Below are 20306 nucleotides of genomic sequence, written 5' to 3'. Positions count from 1 at the left end.
ACGCAAATGCCATGCCCAAACTTGAATACGCATTCAACAACACCTGAAAACGACATCGCGATGTGTCTAGTTCGCCCACGCCCGCAGGGTCGCTTTTAAACGCAAAAGGCCGGGCCAAAGCCTGTCTGTAGTCCCGTTGTGAAATTGGGTAGCACTTGTGGGAAGGATGCCCAGAAACGACAACGCGCGGTGTCACCGCGCGTGCTGGAAGGGGTGGCGTGGCCAGTGAATCGCCATCGGCCGGGGCGCGCCAAAACGCAGCGCACGCTCAAAGCGATGGGCCAAAACGGCGCAGCCACGCCTCAGCATTCGATGGCGTTCACCGCCAGCCCGCCGCGAGAGGTTTCCTTGTACTTGTCGTGCATGTCGGCGCCGGTGTCGCGCATGGTGCGGATCACCCGGTCGAGGGAGATGAAGTGCTCGCCGTCACCGCGCAAGGCCATTTGCGCGGCGTTGATCGCCTTGACCGCGGCAATCGCGTTGCGCTCGATGCACGGCACCTGCACCAGCCCGCCAACCGGATCGCAGGTCAGCCCCAGGTTGTGTTCCAGGCCGATCTCGGCGGCGTTCTCAAGTTGCGCCGGGGTGGCCCCGAGCACTTCGGCCAGGCCCGCCGCCGCCATTGCGCAGGCCGAGCCGACCTCGCCCTGGCAGCCGACTTCGGCGCCGGAGATCGACGCGTTCTTCTTGCACAGGATGCCCACCGCCGCCGCGCCCAGAAAGAAGTCCACCACGCTGGCTTCGCTGACCTCGTCGCTGAAGCGCATGTAGTAGTGCAGCACCGCCGGGATGATGCCTGCCGCGCCGTTGGTGGGGGCGGTGACCATGCGCCCGCCTGCGGCGTTTTCCTCGTTGACCGCCAGCGCATACAGGTTGACCCACTCCATGGCACTGAGGGTGGAGCCGATCACGTTGGGCTTGCCCAGTTCCTGCAGGCTGCGGTGCAGGCGTGCCGCGCGGCGGCGCACATTGAGCCCGCCCGGCAGGATGCCCTCGTGGCGCAGGCCGTTTTCGACACAGGCCTGCATGGCCCGCCACAGGGTCATGAGCCCGGCACGGATTTCAGCCTCGCTGCGCCACACCTTTTCGTTCTCCAGCATCAGTTGCGACACGCGCAGGTCGTGCTGCCAGCACAAATCCAGCAGTTCCACGGCACTGTTGAAGTCGTAGGGCAGCACGGTGGTGTCGGCGTCCAGCACACCGCTGGCCGCCTGCGCCGCGTCCACCACGAAGCCGCCGCCCACCGAGTAGTAGGTATCGCGGTGCAGCTCGCCCTGCTCGCCCTCGGCGATCAGGGTCAGGGCATTGGGGTGGTACGGCAGGTTCTCGTCCAGCAGGCGCATGTCGCGGGCCCAGACGAAGCCGACCGGCCAGCGTCCGTCCAGCAGCAGGCTGTCGGTTTCGCGCAGCGTGGCGATGCGCGGGGCGATCTGCGCCGGGTCGATGGCGTCCGGCCATTCGCCCATCAGGCCCATGATCACCGCGTTGTCACTGCCGTGACCGATGCCGGTGGCCGACAGCGAGCCGTACAGGCGCACCTCGATACGCCGCACCCGAGCCAGCAGGTTGCGCTCGCGCAGCCCCTGCACGAACAGCGCCGCGGCGCGCATCGGGCCGACGGTGTGCGAGCTTGAAGGGCCGACACCGATCTTGAACAGGTCGAACACACTGATGGCCATGCCGCGTACCTCTGGCTGCTACGCTGAAAAGGCGGCAATCCGCCGGTTTCGCGCATCATCAGGCTTTTGTCAGCGACCACGACGTCTGCAACCGACGCGCTCTTGTCCAGCAGCGCCGCCCGTTGCCAGGGCAGGACCTGCGCCGTTTTTTTGCGGTGCACATGCGTCAGAACCGCGTTTTTCGAGGCCGACGACACTGTAAGCGACCTCATTGGCACTGGATGCGACCCTGCCTGTACTGGATACGACGCACCCGGTAGGCGTTTGATTTTCGCTGTTAGATGATCGGTACCGACTCGATTGCACGGCCCCTGTCCCGTGGGACATCCGAAAAAAACCAGGAGTCCACCATGAAAGGTTCACCCCCGCTGTTGCTGGCCGCGCTGCTGAGCCTGCCGGCGCTGGCCCAGGCCGTGGAGCCCGAGCAGTGCCACACCGTCAACTTCTCCGACGTCGGCTGGACCGACATCACCGTGACCACTGCAGTCACCAGTGCGGTGCTCCAAGCGCTCGGCTACAAGACCCGCACCACCATGATCTCGGTACCGGTGACCTACAAGTCGCTGGCCGACGGCAAGAACATGGACGTGTTCCTCGGCAACTGGATGCCGACCATGGAAAACGACATCAAGCCGTACCGCGATGCCGGCACCGTCGAGACCGTGCGTGCCAACCTGGAGAATGCCAAGTACACCCTGGCCGTGCCACAGGCGCTGTATGACAAGGGCCTGAAGAACTTCGCCGACATCGCGAAATTCAAGAAGGAGCTGGACGGCAAGATCTACGGCATCGAGCCGGGCAACGACGGCAACCGCACCATCCAGAGCATGATCGACAAGAATGCCTTCGGCTTGAAGGACGCCGGCTTCAAGGTGGTGGAGTCGAGCGAGGCCGGCATGCTCGCGCAAGTCGACCGTGCCCAGCGCCGTGGCACCGACGTGGTGTTCCTCGGCTGGGAACCGCACCCGATGAACACGCGCTTCAAGATGAAATACCTCGAAGGCGGCGACGACTTCTTCGGCCCCGACTACGGCAAGGCCACCGTGCTCACCAACACGCGCAAGGGCTACAGCCAGGAGTGCAGCAACGTCGGCCAGTTGCTCAAGAACCTCTCCTTCACCCTGGACATGGAAAGCACCCTGATGGGCAAGGTGCTCGACGACAAGGTCAAGCCCGACGCCGCCGCCAAGGCCTGGCTCAAGCAGAACCCGCAGGTGCTCGACACCTGGCTGGCCGGCGTGACCACCGTGGATGGCAAACCGGGCCTGGAGGCGGCCAAGGCCAAGCTGACGCAGTAAGCACGCCCCGCGCCGGGGGGCGATTGCCCGGCGCGGGTTGTTTCCAATCCCTTGCAGGTGGACGCTCGCTATCATGCTGATCGATCAAAAAATACCCCTGGGCCAGCACATCGCGGCCTTCGTCGAGTGGTTGACGCAACACGGCGCCAACTACTTCGACGCCTTCGCCGAGGCGCTGGAGTTCATGATTCACGGGGTGACCGGGGCGCTGACCTGGTTCAACCCATTCGTCCTGATTGCCCTGGTGGCCCTGATCGCTCACCTGATCCAGCGCAAATGGGCGCTCACCGTATTCTGCGCGCTGTCGTTCCTGCTGATTCTCAACCTCGGCTACTGGCAGGAAACCATGGAAACCCTGGCCCAGGTGCTGTTCGCCACCTTCGTGTGCGTGGCCATCGGCGTGCCGCTGGGCATCCTGGCGGCACACAAGCCGATGTTCTACACCGCCATGCGCCCGGTACTCGACCTGATGCAGACGGTGCCCACGTTCGTGTACCTGATCCCGACCCTGACCCTGTTCGGCCTGGGCGTGGTGCCGGGGCTGATCTCGACGGTGGTGTTCGCGATTGCCGCGCCCATCCGCCTGACCTACCTGGGCATCCGCGACGTGCCGCAGGAACTGCTGGATGCCGGCAAGGCGTTCGGCTGCTCGCGGCGCCAGCTGCTCTCGCGCATCGAACTGCCGCATGCCATGCCCAGCATCGCGGCGGGGGTCACCCAGTGCATCATGCTGTCGCTGTCGATGGTGGTGATCGCCGCGCTGGTGGGCGCCGATGGTCTGGGCAAACCGGTGGTCAACGCACTCAACACCGCCGATATCGCGCTGGGCTTCGAGGCGGGGCTGGCGATCGTGCTGCTGGCGATCATGCTCGACCGTATCTGCAAGCAACCGGACGCACCGGCAAGGAGTGAAGCATGAGCATCATTCGCTTCGAAGAGGTCGACGTGATCTTCTCGCGCCACCCGCGTGAGGCGCTCAGCCTGCTGGACCAGGGCCTCACGCGTGAACAGATCCTGAAGAAGACCGGTCTGGTGGTCGGCGTCGAGAAAGCCAGCCTGGACATCAACAAGGGCGAGATCTGCGTGCTGATGGGCCTGTCGGGTTCAGGCAAGTCGAGCCTGCTGCGCTGCATCAACGGCCTGAACACGGTGAGCCGCGGCAAGCTGTTCGTCGAGCATGAAGGCGCACAGATCGACATTGCCCACTGCACCCCGGCCGAGCTGAAGATGATGCGCACCCAGCGTATCGCCATGGTGTTCCAGAAGTTCGCCCTGATGCCCTGGCTGACGGTACGCGAGAACATCAGTTTCGGCCTGGAGATGCAGGGCCGGCCCGAGAAGGAGCGGCGCAAGCTGGTGGACGAGAAGCTCGAGCTGGTGGGCCTGACCCAGTGGCGCAACAAGAAGCCCGACGAGCTGTCGGGCGGCATGCAGCAGCGCGTGGGCCTGGCCCGGGCGCTGGCGATGGACGCCGACATCCTGCTGATGGACGAACCGTTCTCGGCGCTCGACCCGCTGATCCGCCAGGGCCTGCAGGACGAGCTGCTTGAGCTGCAACGCAAGCTGGCCAAGACCATCGTGTTCGTCAGCCATGACCTGGACGAGGCCCTAAAGCTCGGCAGCCGCATCGCGATCATGAAGGACGGGCGCATCATCCAGTACAGCAAGCCCGAGGAGATCGTGCTCAACCCGGCGGACGAGTATGTGCGTACCTTTGTCGCGCATACCAACCCGCTCAACGTGCTGTGCGGGCGCAGCCTGATGCGCACACTGGACAAGTGCAAGCGCATCAACGGTTCGGTATGCCTGGACCCGGGTGGTGATTCTTGGCTGGACCTGGCCGAGGGCAACACCATCAGGGGCGCGCGCCAGGGCGTCAACGGCATGGCCTTGCAGAACTGGGCGCCCGGCGAGGCGGTGGAGGGGCTGGAGCGCAAGCCGACGCTGGTGAATGCCAATATCGGTATGCGCGAGGCGTTGCAGATTCGGTATCAGACGGGGAACAAGCTGGTGTTGCAGGAAGGGAATCAGGTGGTGGGGATATTGGGCGACAGCGAGCTGTATCACGCGTTGTTGGGCAAGAATCTGGGATGAAGCGGATGGCTTCTTCGCCGGCAAGGTGAGCGCATGACTTGCCAGCGAGGGGGCCGTGAGGGCAAGACGTCGATATGAATTCTTTTTCTGGCAAGTTTGAACTGTGGGGCAGGGTGTTCAAGTTTGAAAGTAAAAACTGTCTATTCTCATGCTGACAGCCGCTTATGGTGGGGCGGTCATGGGGGGCGTAATTCTCGTATTGACGCTGTGGGGGCGTAGTAAAGGGTGCGATTTCCCAATTAATGACAATTCAATACTTAGCCCGCTTCCGAAAACACTGCTTCCATAAAACAGAGCTTATACACAAGACTCACACTTCTATTTTTATAGGGGCATATCAAAACCTCCTGCTATTTTTGCACAAAAAGCCAACTAACCTTGAAAATGCATAAGGATATTTACTTACCTCACGCCTACTGAAAGCACCATCCAGCTCAAACGAATTCATGTATTTTTTTACGCTTCTTACTGAAACACCAGGAACACTACCAACTCTATCCAGACCACTTTCCACATTATCAATCAAGTATGCACCCCTGTTCTGGCGAAAACCAAATCTGACCACTATGTTTTCCTCAAACACAACAGCGCCCTCATCATTACCATCCCAGAAATAAAAACTTATATTATCGAGCGATCCGCCCCGTAAGTCTCGATAATCCCAATACGCTTTCAGCAGCGTGGTTAATCTAACCTTCGGCTCAACACCCAATCCAGTGCCGACAGATTCATCTGCAAAAAAATACAACTTGTGCATCAGACTAAGCCCAGTATTTCTATGAGGCACAATAATTTCTTTTTCGTAAGCGTGACAGTCTGACTTATCACCCACCAATTCATACCCGTAGTCCTCTAGGGTGGAGCGCTCCATATCAGGCAGCCCAAGAATCTCTAAATCCTCAAATGTTAATTTATCCAAAAAAATATTAAATATTTCGAAAAATGTAGCTCTCAACATTGTTTTCACCAAGAATTTAATAACAGGGTTCGTTCCAGCGGAGTGATGCCACGGCCCGGCTCGAAGAGGTAGTACTTTATTCACTGCCATACCGGTCATTCAGCATGGGCTGTCAGCTTGGAGCATAAGTACACGTCTCTGGCATCCGAAGGGGCCTTCTTGTAGAGGCCTAAACGCATACAATTACTTTAGAGCCAAAAAACACTTCATTTAAGTGCAACTTTACTTATCGACTTTAAAGTGCCTGTCCAACTTCAAAAATTGCCCACCCCCTCATTATTTGAAGCCCTTTTATTTTTAGTTTAATTTCCGACCCCTCTGCTTTGACGTAGAAACCTAGCAAGGCGATTTTTTCTTCTATTTCGTCTACATGACTAAACAGCATAGCATTTGCCGCACTTTCAAGCTCTTTGAACAAATTCCGGCACCTCGAGAACTCTTTGACTGGAGAGAACCTCCCTTGCTTCTTGGGGTTGTCACCAACCTGCAATATGATCTGCCCCAAGCACTTATCATCTTTATCAAATAAGTAAAACAGTTCTTCAGTTATTGACATCTCGTTTCATCCCCCAGCGCATTTGATAGACCGACTAAATTTTAGTCACTAAATCCATCCCTTCCATCCGGATGAATAATTCTCGCATGATTGGGAAATTTATTCGTCGGATCACTGATTACATCGAATCCTGCAACCCTAATACTTTCTGCTGTTCCCAGTGCAACTGTACCCGCTGCACGTTTTAACCCGCTGGCATTGGGAAAGGCAAAACCCGAAAAAGTGCGCAACTTCTTGCGCAGTACTGTGCAAGAAGTTTCGCAGTTAGCTGCAGGCTACGTTGAGTATGGCCCGCAGCAATGTATGCACAGGTTTATCCACATTTTGGTGCGCAAGAAGTTGCGCAGTTGCCAAAAGTCGAGAATCGACTTTTTGGTGCTTCCTTGGTCGCCAGCCAGCAAACCTTTTAATTTATTTATCGTTCGTCAGCGCTGTAGAACGCCAACGCATCGCCAGCAAAAAAAAGGCCCTGCCGTTACCGGCAGGGCCCTTCTTCATTCAGCTATCTGCCATCAGCTGTACACACGCCCCAGCAACTGGCGATGACTCTCGAACTGATCCAGCACGTCGCGGGTGATCTGCTCGACGGTAAAGCCCATCAAGTCGTACTCCTGGCTGCCGTTGTGCAGGTACACCTCGGCCCGGTAGTAACGCTGGCGCACGTCGCCTTCACCCTGCGCCGGCGCTTCGCTCGGCGCCGCCAGGTAGCCGTCCAGGCTCACTTCGTAGACGAACGGGTTGCCCTCCTCCATCTCGATGCGCAAGCCCATCGCCTCGCGCGACTGGCCGACGCGGCTCTGCACCTGCAGGCCCATGCCCTGCAACTGCACCGCCGCCTCTTTCAGCGCCGGGCTCACCTGCTTGTCCATGAAGCGCTGCACCATCGCCTGGGTCGGCTGCAGGTCCAGCTGGGTGAGGCGCTCGCTGAAGCCGCGACGGCCACGCGCCGCCAGTTCGGCCTGCTCCTGCTCGACCTGGGTGTCCTGTTTCATGGCCTTGAACAGGCCGAACATGAACACCACCAGCACCACCGAGAACGGCAGCCCGGCCAGTACCACCATGGTCTGCATGGCCTGGAAGTTGCCCACCAGCAACAGCCCGATGGTCACCAGGGTAATGATCGCCGACCACAGGATACGCAGCCAGTGCGGCGCATCCTCGTCCACGTCGCCGCCCTTGCACGACAGGTTGGCCATCATCACCGCGCCCGAGTCAGCCGGAGTGAGGAACAGCACGAAGCCGACGAACACCGCCACACCAACCACGATCTTGGCCGCCGGGAAGTGCTCCAGCAGCTGGTAGATCGACATCGCCGGTTGTTCCACCGCCGTGCGCCCAAGCTCCACCGCACCGTGGTTGATCACCAGGTCCAGCGCGGTGTTGCCGAAGATCGACAGCCACGCCAGGGTAAAGCCCAACGGAATCAGCAGCACGCCGGCCACCAGCTCGCGCACGGTGCGGCCACGGGAGATACGCGCGATGAACATGCCCACGAACGGGGCCCAGGAAATCCACCAGGCCCAGTAGAACAGGGTCCACAGGCCCAGCCAGCCTTCGGACCTGGCGTTGTTGCCTTCGTACACGTAGAGGTCGAAGGTCTTGAGGATCACGCCGTTGAGGTAGTCGCCGATGTTCTGCACGAAACCGTTGAGCAGGTGCAGGGTGTCACCGAACAGCAGCACGAACAGCAGCAGGCCGCTGAACAGCAGGATGTTCAGGTTGGACAGTCGGCGAATGCCGTTCTCCACGCCCGACACCGCCGCGATCGTGGCCACGGTGCTCATCACCAGGATCACCATCAGCAGGTTGGTGTTGCTGTGCTGCATGCCGAACAGGTACTCCAGCCCCGAGGACACCTGCATCGCACCGATGCCCAGGTTGGTCACCAGGCCCAGCAGGGTCACGAACATGCCGAAGATGTCCACGGTGTGCCCGGCAGCCCCCTTGACCCAGCGCTCACCCACCAGCGGGTACAGCGCCGAACGCAAGGCCAGTGGCTGGTTGTGGCGGTAGGCGAAGTAGGCCACGGCCAGGCCCACCAGCGCATAGATCGCCCAGCCGTGCAGGCCCCAGTGCAGGAAGGTCAGCTGCATGCCCTGGCGTGCGGCCTCCAGGCTGGCCGGCGCACCGGCAGGCGGGTTGAAGTAGTGGTCCAGCGGTTCGGACGCGCCAAAGTACAGCAGCGAGATACCGATACCGGAGGAGAACAGCATGCCGGCCCAGGCACCGTAGCTGAAGTCGGGCTTGTCGTCCTTGCCGCCAAGCTTGAGCTTGCCGTAGGAGGAAAACGCCAGCCCGATGACGAACAGCAGGTAGCCGCCGATCACCAGCATGTAGTACCAGCCGAAGCTGCGCGACAGCCAGGCTTGGGCCTGGCCGAGAATTTGACCGGCCGTGTCCGGGGCGGCGATCAGCAAGGCAGTCAACAACAGGATCAGCAGCGCCGTGGTGTAGAACACCACGCTGTTGACCCGGACCCTCTCGGCAGGGGTCTTTATCAGGGAGGCAGAACTCATTGCACAGATGCTCCAGGCAGTGCGAGAGAAAACACGAAACGACCCGTCACCCGCGCAATTGGTGCAATAGCCCCACTGCGTCAGGTGTTATAAAAGCACCTTGAAAAACCGTGATCCCAAACCGATTGCGTTGAAAAAAACAGAAAAAGGGTCCCGATCCGAGGGCCCGCCGAACGGTGCGACACCGCTGGGCAATTCTGATCAACGTTTCGTTTAAACCCGTGCACGCCTTGCATTACGGGGGTTACACGTCTTTTTAGGGTGCCAATCGGCGTCAGTGACGGGCCACAAAAACCTGTCAATGGCGCGAATTGTCGCAGAGCTTATTCTTTGTTGATTGAACGTTCAATCAAAACAAAATAGACTGGTCTTCGCCGAGTCAGCCGCCTGTCGTCTGCCCGAAGGCCTGAGGAGATTTGCCAGATGCCCAAGGTCGGTATGCAACCCATTCGCCGCCAGCAGTTGATCGAAGCCACGTTGATGGCGGTAGACCAGGTCGGCATGGGGGACGCCAGCATTGCGCTGATCGCTCGTTTGGCCGGTGTGTCGAACGGCATCATCAGTCACTACTTCCAGGACAAGAACGGCCTGATCGCAGCGACCATGCGGTACTTGATGAACGTGCTGATCGACAACGTCGCGGCACGTCGCCAGGCGCTCACGGAGGACACCCCGCGCGCCCACCTGAAGGTGATCGTCGAGGGCAACTTCGACGCCAGTCAGGTCAACGGCCCGGCAATGAAAACCTGGTTGGCCTTCTGGGCCGCCAGCATGCACCAGCCGTCTTTGCACCGGTTGCAGCGGATCAACGATCACCGCTTGTATTCCAACCTGTGCTGCCAGTTCCGCCGTGTGTTGCCGCTGCCCGAAGCCCGCAGCGCGGCCCGCGGGCTGGCTGCCCTGATCGACGGGCTGTGGCTGCGCGGCGCGCTGTCGGGAGATGCCTTCGATACCGACCAGGCGCAGCAGATCGCTTACGAATACATGGATTCACAACTGGCTAAACAGAGCAGCCCGGCTCTACAGGACCCGGCCTCTGAACCACTGCGCGTCGCGAGTGCCAAACAAGCAGGAGCACAGCGCGGATAGCCGACACACACTGCACTTGCGAGGACACTATGGCCCGTTTCGAAACGCAAAAACTCTACATTGACGGTGGTTATGTCGACGCTTCCAGCGGCGCCACCTTCGACGCCATCAACCCGGCCAACGGCGAAGTCCTCGCCCAGGTGCAACGTGCCAACCAGGCCGACGTGGAGCGCGCAGTGGAAAGCGCCGAGCGCGGCCAGAAAGTCTGGGCGGCCATGACCGCCATGCAGCGTTCGCGCATCCTGCGCCGCGCCGTCGACATCCTGCGCGAGCGCAACGACGAGCTGGCTGCACTGGAAACCCTGGACACCGGCAAGTCCTACTCCGAAACCCGCTACGTCGACATCGTCACCGGTGCCGACGTGCTCGAATACTACGCAGGCCTGGTGCCGGCCATCGAAGGCGAGCAGATCCCGCTGCGCGACAGCTCGTTCGTGTACACCCGTCGCGAGCCGCTGGGCGTGACCGTGGGTATCGGCGCCTGGAACTACCCGATCCAGATCGCCCTGTGGAAATCCGCCCCGGCCCTGGCCGCCGGCAACGCGATGATCTTCAAGCCCTCGGAAGTCACCTCGCTGACCACCCTGAAACTGGCCGAGATCTACACCGAAGCCGGCCTGCCGGACGGCGTGTTCAACGTACTGACCGGCAGTGGCCGCGACGTCGGCACCTACCTCACCGAACACCCGCGCATCGAGAAGGTCTCGTTCACCGGCGGCACCGCCACCGGCAAGAAGGTCATGGCCAGCGCCTCGAGCTCCTCGCTCAAGGAAGTCACCATGGAGCTGGGCGGCAAGTCGCCACTGATCATCTGTGAAGACGCCGACCTGGACCGCGCCGCCGACATCGCGATGATGGCCAACTTCTACAGCTCGGGCCAGGTGTGCACCAACGGCACCCGCGTGTTCATCCCGGCCTCGCTCAAAGCCGCCTTCGAAGCCAAGATCGCCGAGCGCGTGGCGCGCATCCGCATCGGCAACCCGCAGGACGAGAACACCAACTTCGGCCCGCTGGTCAGCTTCGCCCACATGGAAAGCGTGCTGGGCTACATCGCCAAGGGCAAGCAAGAAGGTGCCCGCGTGCTGTGTGGCGGCGAGCGCCTGACCGACGGCGAGTTCGCCAAGGGCGCCTTCGTGGCCCCGACCGTCTTCACCGACTGCCGTGACGACATGACCATCGTCAAGGAAGAGATCTTCGGCCCGGTGATGAGCATCCTCTCCTACGAGACCGAAGAAGAAGTCATCCGTCGCGCCAACGACACCGACTACGGCCTGGCCGCCGGTGTCTGCACCAACGACATCAGCCGCGCGCACCGCATCATCCATCAGCTGGAAGCGGGCATCTGCTGGATCAACGCCTGGGGCGAATCGCCGGCCGAGATGCCGGTCGGTGGCTACAAGCAATCCGGTGTCGGCCGTGAAAACGGTGTCAGCTCGCTGGCCCAGTACACGCGGATCAAGTCGGTACAGGTCGAGCTGGGCAACTACGCCTCGGTGTTCTAAGCACCCGTGTAGCCGCGCCCGGGCCGCCAGGTCCGGGCGCCTCCCCCGCTCCCCTGCTCACTGCCTATGAGGGTACGCAACATGTCCCACGTTTTTGACTACATCATCGTCGGGGCCGGCTCGGCCGGTAACACCCTGGCGACCCGCCTGACCGAAGACGAAGGCGTCACCGTATTGCTGCTGGAAGCCGGCGGCCCGGACTACCGCTTCGACTTCCGCACCCAGATGCCGGCCGCACTGGCCTTCCCGCTGCAAGGCCGACGCTACAACTGGGCCTACGAGACCGACCCGGAGCCGCACATGGACGGCCGCCGCATGGAATGTGGCCGCGGCAAGGGCCTGGGCGGCTCCTCGCTGATCAACGGCATGTGCTACATCCGCGGCAACGCCATGGACTACGACGGCTGGGCCAAGCTGCCAGGCCTGGAAGACTGGTCTTACCTGGACTGCCTGCCGTATTTCCGCAAGGCCGAAACCCGTGACATCGGCCCCAACGACTACCATGGCGGCGAAGGCCCGGTGAGCGTCACCACGCCAAAAGCCGGCAACAACCCACTGTTCCACGCCATGGTCGAAGCCGGCGTGCAGGCCGGTTACCCGCGCACCGAAGACCTGAACGGCTACCAGCAGGAAGGCTTCGGCCCGATGGACCGTACCGTGACGCCCAAGGGCCGTCGCGCCAGCACCGCCCGCGGCTACCTGGACACCGCCAAGAAACGCTCGACCCTGACCATCGTCACCCATGCCCTGAGCGACCGCGTGCTGTTCGAAGGCAAGCGCGCCGTGGGCGTGACCTACCTGGTGGGCGCCAGCGAAGAGCGCGTCGAAGCCCGTGCCCGCAAGGAAGTCATCGTGTGCAGCGGCGCCATCGCCTCGCCACAGTTGCTGCAGCGCTCCGGCGTGGGCCCGGCGGCCCTGCTCGAAAGCCTGAACATCCCTGTGGTGCACGACCTGCCGGGCGTGGGCGAGAACCTGCAGGATCACCTCGAACTGTACCTGCAGTACGCCTGCACCCAGCCGGTGTCGCTGTACCCGTCGCTGCTCTGGTACAACCAGCCGGCCATCGGTGCACAGTGGCTGTTCGCGGGCACCGGCATCGGCGCCAGCAACCAGTTCGAGGCCGGCGGCTTCATCCGCTCGCGCCCGGAATTCGAATGGCCGAACATCCAGTACCACTTCCTGCCGGTGGCGATCAATTACAACGGCAGCAACGGCGTGCAGGAACACGGCTTCCAGGCGCACATGGGCTCGATGCGTTCGCCTAGCCGCGGGCGTATCCAGCTCAAGTCCAAGGACCCGCGCCAGCACCCGAGCATCCTGTTCAACTACATGGCCACCGAGCAGGACTGGCAGGAGTTCCGTGACGGTATCCGCCTGACCCGCGAGATCATGGCGCAGCCGGCGCTGGACGCCTACCGTGGCCGCGAGATCAGCCCCGGTGCCGACGTGCAGACCGACGAGCAGCTGGACACATTCATCCGCGAGCACGCCGAGACCGCGTTCCACCCATCGTGCTCGTGCAAGATGGGCATCGACGAGATGGCGGTGGTCGACGGCCAGGGCCGCGTGCATGGCATGCAGGGCCTGCGCGTGGTGGATGCCTCGATCATGCCGATCATCACCACCGGCAACCTGAATGCGCCGACGATCATGATGGCCGAGAAGATCGCCGACAAGATCCGTGGCCGCCAGCCATTGCCGCGCAGCACGGCCAAGTACTATGTGGCCAATGGTGCACCGGTGAAGGGCAAGCCGATGCGTGAGGTGCCGCAGGCTTAAGACCCTGCTGCCCCCATCGCGGGTCAAGCCCGCTCCCACAGAGACCAATGTGATCCTTGTGGGAGCGGGCTTGACCCGCGATGGGGGCGGTACGTTCACAGCAGATCAAGCACCCCTGCGGTGCTTTTTTTGTGCCCGCGATAATCGCTTTACAGCCCGCCAACCTCACAGGTTAGAATCCTTGGCACGCGACCTGCTAGCTGAAGTCAGGCAAAAAGCAAGTCGCGCCTCTTTCTGCAATCCCCCCTGGAGTACTGCCTTTGGATGCGTCCACCATCAATAGCCTGTTCTTGATCGGCGCATTGCTGGTAGGTGCAAGTATCCTGGTCAGTTCACTCTCCTCGCGCCTGGGCATCCCGATCCTGGTGATCATCCTGGCAGTGGGCATGGTTGCCGGCGTCGACGGCGGCGGCATCATCTTCAACAACTACCCGACCGCCTACCTGGTGGGCAACCTGGCACTGGCCGTGATCCTGCTCGACGGCGGCCTGCGTACCCGCGTCTCGAGTTTCCGCGTGGCCCTGTGGCCGGCGCTGTCGCTGGCCACGGTGGGGGTGATGATCACCACCGGCCTCACCGGCCTGGCCGCCGCCTGGCTGTTCGACCTGAGCCTGATGCAGGGCCTGCTGATCGGCGCCATCGTCGGCTCCACCGACGCCGCCGCGGTGTTCTCGCTGCTGGGCGGCAAGGGCCTCAACGAGCGGGTGACGGCCACCCTGGAAATCGAGTCGGGCAGCAACGACCCGATGGCGGTGTTCCTCACCGTGACCCTGATCGAGATGATCGCCAGCGGCCAGAACGGCCTGCACTGGGGCCTGCTCGGCCACCTGGTGCGCGAATTCGGCATCGGCAGCCTGCTGGGCCTGGGCGGCGGCTGGCTGATGCTGCAGCTGGTCAACCGCATGAACCTGGCCGGCGGCCTGTACCCGATCCTGGTGATCAGCGGCGGCCTGGTGGTGTTCGCGCTCACCAACGCCCTGCACGGCAGCGGCTTCCTGGCCGTGTACCTGTGTGGCCTGGTACTGGGCAACCGGCCGATCCGCAGCCGCCACGGCATCCTGCACATGCTCGACGGCATGGCCTGGCTGGCCCAGATCGGCATGTTCCTGGTGCTGGGCCTGCTGGTCACGCCCCACGACCTGCTACCCATCGCGCTGCCGGCCCTGGGCCTGGCGCTGTGGATGATCCTGTTCGCGCGGCCGCTGTCGGTGATGATCGGCCTGCTGCCATTCAAGGCCTTCCATGGCCGCGAAAAGGTGTTCATCTCGTGGGTCGGCCTGCGCGGCGCGGTGCCGATCATCCTTGCGGTGTTCCCGCTGATGGCCGGGCTGCCGCATGCCCAGCTGTACTTCAACCTGGCCTTCTTCATCGTACTGGTGTCGCTGCTGGTGCAGGGCACCAGCCTGCCGTGGGTGGCGCGCCTGCTCAAGGTGACCGTGCCGCCCGACCCGGCGCCGATCTCGCGCTCGGCCCTGGAAGTGCACATCACCAGCGAGTGGGAGCTGTTCGTGTATCGCCTGGGTGCGGAGAAGTGGTGCATCGGTGCCGCCCTGCGCGAGCTGAAAATGCCCGAAGGCACGCGTATCGCTGCCCTGTTTCGCGGCCAGCAACTGCTCCATCCGTCGGGAAGTACCACCCTCGAAGTCGGCGACCTGCTGTGCGTGATCGGTCACGAACACAACCTGCCGGCGCTGGGCAAGCTGTTCAGCCAGGCGCCGCAACGCGGCCTGGACCTGCGTTTCTTCGGCGACTTCGTGCTCGAAGGTGACGCAGAACTGGGGGCTGTAGCGGCGTTGTACGGTTTGCAGCTCGACGGCCAGGACCCGCACCAGCCGCTGGCGCACTTCATCGAGCAGAAGGTCGGCGGCGCACCGGTGGTGGGCGACCAGATCGAATGGAACAACACCCTGTGGACCGTTGCGCTGATGGAAGGGAACAAGATCCTCAAAGTGGGTATCAAATTCCCCGAAGGTTCTCGACCCGGCCCCGGGTTGTTCCTTTAAACTTCGATTCTCTGCCCGGTTCTACGACGTCTGCCTATGTCCCTGCGCACTGTTGTTAGCGCAGCCCTGCTCGGGCTGTGCCTGTCCCTCTCCTTCGCCCAGGCGGCGGAACCCCCCACCACGGCAAGCGTCCAGCACAGCCTGGACAAGATCGCCGAGCGCAAGCTGCCGGAGGCCGACCAGAAGGCCCTGCAGCAAGTGCTGGAGCAGACCCTTGGCCTGCTGGCCTCGCGCGACGACTACGACAAGCGCCTGGCCGCGCTCAAGCAGCAACTGGCCGACGCCCCGCGCCAGACCAGCGAAAACCAGCGCGAGCTGACCCGGCTCAAGGACACCAAGACCCTGCCCGTGGCGCAGCGCTACGCCAGCATGGGCGTGCCGCAGCTGGAGCAGTTGCTGTCCGAGCGCACCACCCAGCAGGGCGAGCTGCAGAAAGCGCTGTCCGAAGCCAACAGCCTGATCATCAACTCCCAGACCCGCCCCGAGCGCGCCCAGGCCGAGATCAGCAGCAACCAGACCCGCACCCAGCAGATCAACAGCATCCTCAAGCTGGGCAAGGACAACGGCAAGAGCCTCTCGGCCGACCAGCGCAACCAGCTCAATGCCGAACTCGCCTCGCTCAACGCGCTGACCCTGCTGCGCCGCCAGGAACTGGCCGGCAACAGCCTGCTGCAAGACCTGGGCAACAGCCAGCACGACCTGCTGATCGAGCGCGCCACACGCCTTGAGCAGGAGATCCAGGACCTGCAGACGCTGATCAACCAGAAGCGCCTGGCGCAGTCGCAGCAGACCGTCACCGAACAGTCCATCGAGGCACAGAAGGCCGGCGGCAGCAGCGTGCTGGCCACCGAAAGCGCCACCAACCTGAAGCTGTCCGACTACCTGCTGCGCAGCACCGACCGCCTCAACGAGCTGACCCAGCAGAACCTGCAGACCAAGCAGCAGCTCGACAGCCTGACCCAGGCCGACCAGGCACTGGACGAACAGATCAGCGTGCTCAAGGGCAGCCTGTTGCTGTCCAAGATCCTCTACAAGCAGAAGCAGGCCCTGCCGCACCTGAAGGTCGATCGCGACCTGGCCGACCAGATTGCCGACATTCGCCTGTACCAGTTCGAGGTCAACCAGCAGCGCGAGCAGATCAGCAGCCCCAGCAGCTACGTCGACAAGCTGCTGGCCACCCAGCCGCCCGACAGCGTCACCCCACAGTTGCGCAAGGCCCTGCTGGAGGTGGCAATCACCCGCAGCGATTTGCTGGAGCGGCTCAACCGCGAGCTGAGCGCCCTGCTCAACGAATCCATCACCCTGCAACTGAACCAGAAGCAGCTGCTGAGCACCGCACAGAACCTGCGCGGCACCCTCGACGAACAGATGTTCTGGATCCCCAGCAACAAGCCGCTGGACTTCGAGTGGCTGCGCAGCGTGCCCGAACGCCTGCAAAAGCAGGTGGTGAGCCTGCCGTGGGGGTCGGGCATCAACGAACTGGCCGACGGCCTGACGCAGCGCCCGCTGCTGTTCCTGCCGCTGCTGTTGCTGATCGGCGCCCTGCTGTGGCGGCGCAAGTACCTGTATGCGCGGCTGAACAAGGTTCACCAGGATGTGGGCCACTTCAAGCGTGACAGCCAGTGGCACACGCCCCAGGCCATTCTGATCAATATCCTGCTGGCGATGCCGCTGAGCCTGGGCCTGGCGCTGTGCGGCTATGCGCTGCAGATCGACGCCCGCGGCCAGAACGCCAACCTGGGCGCCGCGCTGTGGCAGATCGCCCAGGCCTGGCTGGTGTTCTACACCGCCTACCGGATTCTGGCGCCCGGCGGCGTGGCCGAGCTGCACTTTCGCTGGGAGAAGGCCCAGGTCGAGTTCCTGCGCGGCTGGATCCGCCGCCTGGGCAGCGTGGTACTGGCGCTGGTCGGCGTGGTGGCGGTGGCCGAGCACCAGCCCTCGGCGCTGGCCGACGACGTGCTCGGCATCGGTGTGGTACTGACCTGTTACGCACTGATGGCCTGGCTGCTCAGCCGCCTGCTGCTGAGCAGCCCCGCGCACCGCAATACCTCGCTGTTTCGCAAGGCCGTGGGCGTGGCGTTCACGGCGCTTCCGGTGGCGCTGTTCATTGCCGTGTGCTTTGGCTACTACTACACCGCACTCAAGCTCACCGACCGCCTGATCGACACCCTGTACCTGCTGATGTTCTGGCTGGTGATCGAGGCAGCCTTCGTGCGCGGCCTGGCCGTGGCCGCCCGGCGCCTGGCCTACCAGCGCGCACTGAGCAAGCGCCAGGCCACCAAGGAAGGGCTCGATGGCGAGGTGATCGTCGAGGAGCCGACCCTGGACATCGAGCAGGTCAACCAGCAGTCGCTGCGCCTGATCCGCCTGGCCCTGCTGGGCGGCTTCATCGCCGCGCTGTACTGGGTGTGGGCCGACCTGATCAGCGTGTTCGCCTACCTCGACAACATAACCCTGTACGAGTACACCAGCGGCACCGGCGCGGCCATGAGCATGGTGCCGATCAGCCTGGGCGACCTGCTCGGGGCACTGGTGATCATCGGCATCACCTTCGCCCTGGCCGGCAACCTGCCGGGGCTGCTCGAGGTGCTGGTGCTGTCACGCCTGAACCTGGCCCAGGGCAGCGCGTATGCGACCACCACGTTGCTGTCGTACGTGATTGCCGGGGTGGGCTTCGTCACCACGCTGTCGACCCTCGGCGTCAGCTGGGACAAGCTGCAATGGCTGGTGGCGGCGCTGTCGGTGGGCCTGGGCTTCGGCATGCAGGAGATCTTCGCCAACTTCATCTCCGGCATCATGATCCTGTTCGAGCGCCCGGTGCGCATCGGCGACACCATCACCATCGGCAACCTGTCGGGCACGGTGAGCAAGATCCGCATCCGCGCCACCACCATCACCGACTTCGACCGCAAGGACATCATCGTCCCCAACAAGACCTTCATCACCGGCCAGTTGATCAACTGGTCGCTGACCGACACCATCACCCGCGTCACCCTCAAGCTGGGCGTGGACTACGGCTCGGACCTGGACCTGGTACGCACCCTGCTGCTGCAGGCAGCCAACGAGAACCCGCGGGTGCTCAAGGAGCCGGCACCGATCGTGTACTTCCTGAACTTCGGCGAGAGTACCCTGGACCACGAACTGCGCATGCACGTGCGTGACCTGGGCGACCGCAACCCGGTACTGGACGAGATCAACCGCTACATCAACAAGGAATTCAAGCGCCAGCACATCAACATCTCGTTCCGCCAGATGGAGGTGTACCTGAAGAACATGCAGGGCCAGGAGTACAAGATGGTACCGGTCGAAGCGCCGAACAAGACCGTGCTGCCCGAGCCCCCCACCGATGCGCCAGGAGATGGCCGTTGAAATCCCTCGACGAACTGACCTTCGACAACCGCTTCGCCCGCCTGGGCGATGCGTTCTCCACCCACGTGCTGCCCGAGCCGATTGCCGAGCCGCGCCTGGTCGTGGCCAGCGACGCGGCCATGGCACTGCTCGACCTGGACCCTACCGAGGCGCATTCCCCGGTGTTCGCCGAGCTGTTCAGCGGACACAAGCTGTGGGCCGAGGCCGAGCCGCGGGCGATGGTGTATTCGGGGCATCAGTTCGGTTCGTACAACCCGCGCCTGGGTGACGGTCGCGGGCTGTTGCTGGGCGAGGTGTACAACGATGCCGGCGAGCACTGGGACCTGCACCTCAAGGGTGCCGGGCAGACGCCGTATTCACGCATGGGCGATGGCCGTGCGGTGCTGCGCTCGTCGATCCGCGAGTTCCTCGCCTCCGAGGCCCTGCACGCGCTGGGCATCCCCAGCAGTCGCGCGCTGTGCGTGATCGGCTCGAGCACGCCGGTGTGGCGCGAAACCCAGGAGCGCGCGGCGATGGTGCTGCGTCTGGCGCCCAGCCATGTGCGCTTTGGCCACTTCGAATACTTCTACTACACCCGCCAACCCGAGCAGCAGCGCGAGCTGGCCGAGCACGTGCTCAACCTGCACTTTGCCGAGTGCCGCGAGCAACTCGAGCCGTACCTGGCGATGTTCCGTACCATCGTCGAACGCAATGCCGAGCTGATTGCGCGCTGGCAGGCCTATGGTTTCTGCCACGGGGTGATGAACACCGACAACATGTCGATTCTGGGCATCACCTTCGACTTCGGGCCGTTTGCCTTCCTCGACGACTTCGATGCCGGCTTCATCTGCAACCATTCCGACGACCAGGGGCGCTACAGCTTCAGCAACCAGGTGCCGATCGCACACTGGAACCTGAGCGCGCTGGCCCAGGCGCTGACCCCGTTCATCAGCGTCGAGGCGCTGAAGGAAACGCTGGGGCTGTTCCTGCCGTTGTACCAGGCCCATTACCTGGACCTGATGCGTCGACGCCTGGGGCTGACCGAGGCGCGCGATGACGATTCGGCGCTGGTCGAGCGCTTGCTGGGGCTGATGAACAAGGGCGCTGTGGACTACACGCTGTTCTTCCGCAAGCTGGGTGATCAGCCGGCGGCGCAAGCCGTGCGGGTGGTGCGCGACGATTTCGTCGACCTGGCCGGGTTCGATGCCTGGGCGGTGGAGTACCTGGCGCGCCTGGACCAGGAGCCGGGCAATGCCGAAGGCCGGCGCGCGCGGATGCACGCGGTGAACCCGCTGTACATTCTGCGCAACTACCTGGCGCAGCGTGCCATCGAGGCGGCTGAAGGCGGGGATTACGAGGAAGTGCGACGCCTGCACCAGGTGCTGACACGGCCGTTCGAGGAACAGCCGGGGATGCAGGCCTATGCCGAACGCCCACCCGAGTGGGGCAAGCATCTGGAGATCAGTTGTTCATCCTGAGATCGC

Annotated in this window: 13 protein-coding genes; 9 read left to right on the top strand and 4 right to left on the bottom strand. The window is 62.7% G+C overall.

What is annotated here, in order from left to right; translation table 11 throughout:
• Positions 1-302 precede the first annotated feature (302 nt).
• Complete coding sequence (locus tag CR917_RS19975; protein WP_104572841.1) at positions 303-1679, bottom strand: L-serine ammonia-lyase; 1377 nt, start codon at positions 1677-1679, stop codon at positions 303-305.
• A gap of 350 nt (positions 1680-2029) precedes the next feature.
• On the opposite strand from CR917_RS19975, the gene CR917_RS19970 reads away from it, so the two are divergent.
• The 3 genes from CR917_RS19970 to choV all read left to right on the top strand — a co-directional run bounded on the left by CR917_RS19970 (position 2030) and on the right by choV (position 5071).
• The gene (locus tag CR917_RS19970; RefSeq protein WP_043860364.1) at positions 2030-2977 is read left to right on the top strand and encodes a choline ABC transporter substrate-binding protein; all 948 of its coding nucleotides are present in this window, start codon (positions 2030-2032) and stop codon (positions 2975-2977) included.
• 70 nt (positions 2978-3047) lie between these two features.
• On the top strand, positions 3048-3896 hold the full coding sequence (gene choW / locus CR917_RS19965) for a choline ABC transporter permease subunit (RefSeq protein WP_173925098.1): 849 nt from the start codon (positions 3048-3050) through the stop codon (positions 3894-3896).
• On the top strand, positions 3893-5071 hold the full coding sequence (gene choV, locus CR917_RS19960; RefSeq protein ID WP_043860366.1) for a choline ABC transporter ATP-binding protein: 1179 nt from the start codon (positions 3893-3895) through the stop codon (positions 5069-5071). Before choW ends, choV begins: the two co-directional genes overlap by 4 nt.
• Positions 5072-5408: 337 nt before the next feature.
• Here the strand turns inward: choV and CR917_RS27175 are convergent, their stop codons facing one another.
• The 3 genes from CR917_RS27175 to betT all read right to left on the bottom strand — a co-directional run bounded on the left by CR917_RS27175 (position 5409) and on the right by betT (position 9101).
• Positions 5409-6113, bottom strand: a complete 705-nt coding sequence (locus CR917_RS27175) for a hypothetical protein (RefSeq protein ID WP_146095033.1) — start codon at positions 6111-6113, stop codon at positions 5409-5411.
• A gap of 151 nt (positions 6114-6264) precedes the next feature.
• Positions 6265-6585 (bottom strand): hypothetical protein, encoded by a 321-nt coding sequence (locus tag CR917_RS19955; RefSeq protein ID WP_104572840.1) that lies wholly within the window; start codon positions 6583-6585, stop codon positions 6265-6267.
• A gap of 512 nt (positions 6586-7097) precedes the next feature.
• The gene (betT, locus tag CR917_RS19950) at positions 7098-9101 is read right to left on the bottom strand and encodes a choline BCCT transporter BetT (protein ID WP_054915558.1); all 2004 of its coding nucleotides are present in this window, start codon (positions 9099-9101) and stop codon (positions 7098-7100) included.
• Positions 9102-9524: 423 nt separating this feature from the next.
• Between betT and betI the strand changes: the two genes are divergently transcribed.
• The 6 genes from betI to selO all read left to right on the top strand — a co-directional run bounded on the left by betI (position 9525) and on the right by selO (position 20300).
• Entirely contained in the window at positions 9525-10190 is a 666-nt protein-coding gene (gene betI, locus CR917_RS19945; protein WP_043860369.1) for a transcriptional regulator BetI, read from the top strand.
• Between the two features lie 29 nt (positions 10191-10219).
• Positions 10220-11692: a betaine-aldehyde dehydrogenase gene (gene betB, locus CR917_RS19940; RefSeq protein WP_043860370.1), complete on the top strand. Its 1473-nt coding sequence runs from the start codon at positions 10220-10222 to the stop codon at positions 11690-11692.
• Positions 11693-11773: 81 nt separating this feature from the next.
• A complete protein-coding gene (betA, locus tag CR917_RS19935; protein ID WP_043860371.1) occupies positions 11774-13471 on the top strand; it encodes a choline dehydrogenase in 1698 nt (565 codons plus the stop codon).
• A gap of 260 nt (positions 13472-13731) precedes the next feature.
• Positions 13732-15474, top strand: coding sequence for a potassium/proton antiporter (locus CR917_RS19930; protein WP_043860372.1), 1743 nt, complete (start codon positions 13732-13734; stop codon positions 15472-15474).
• Between the two features lie 36 nt (positions 15475-15510).
• Positions 15511-18843 (top strand): mechanosensitive channel MscK, encoded by a 3333-nt coding sequence (gene mscK / locus CR917_RS19925; protein ID WP_043860373.1) that lies wholly within the window; start codon positions 15511-15513, stop codon positions 18841-18843.
• Positions 18840-20300, top strand: coding sequence for a protein adenylyltransferase SelO (selO, locus tag CR917_RS19920; protein ID WP_104572839.1), 1461 nt, complete (start codon positions 18840-18842; stop codon positions 20298-20300). The genes mscK and selO overlap by 4 nt, the downstream gene beginning before the upstream one ends.
• Positions 20301-20306: the final 6 nt, after the last annotated feature.

Source organism: Pseudomonas sp. BRM28 (assembly GCF_002939405.1).
GTDB lineage: Bacteria > Pseudomonadota > Gammaproteobacteria > Pseudomonadales > Pseudomonadaceae > Aquipseudomonas > Aquipseudomonas palmensis.
This window is presented reverse-complemented; position numbering and strand designations above follow the sequence as displayed.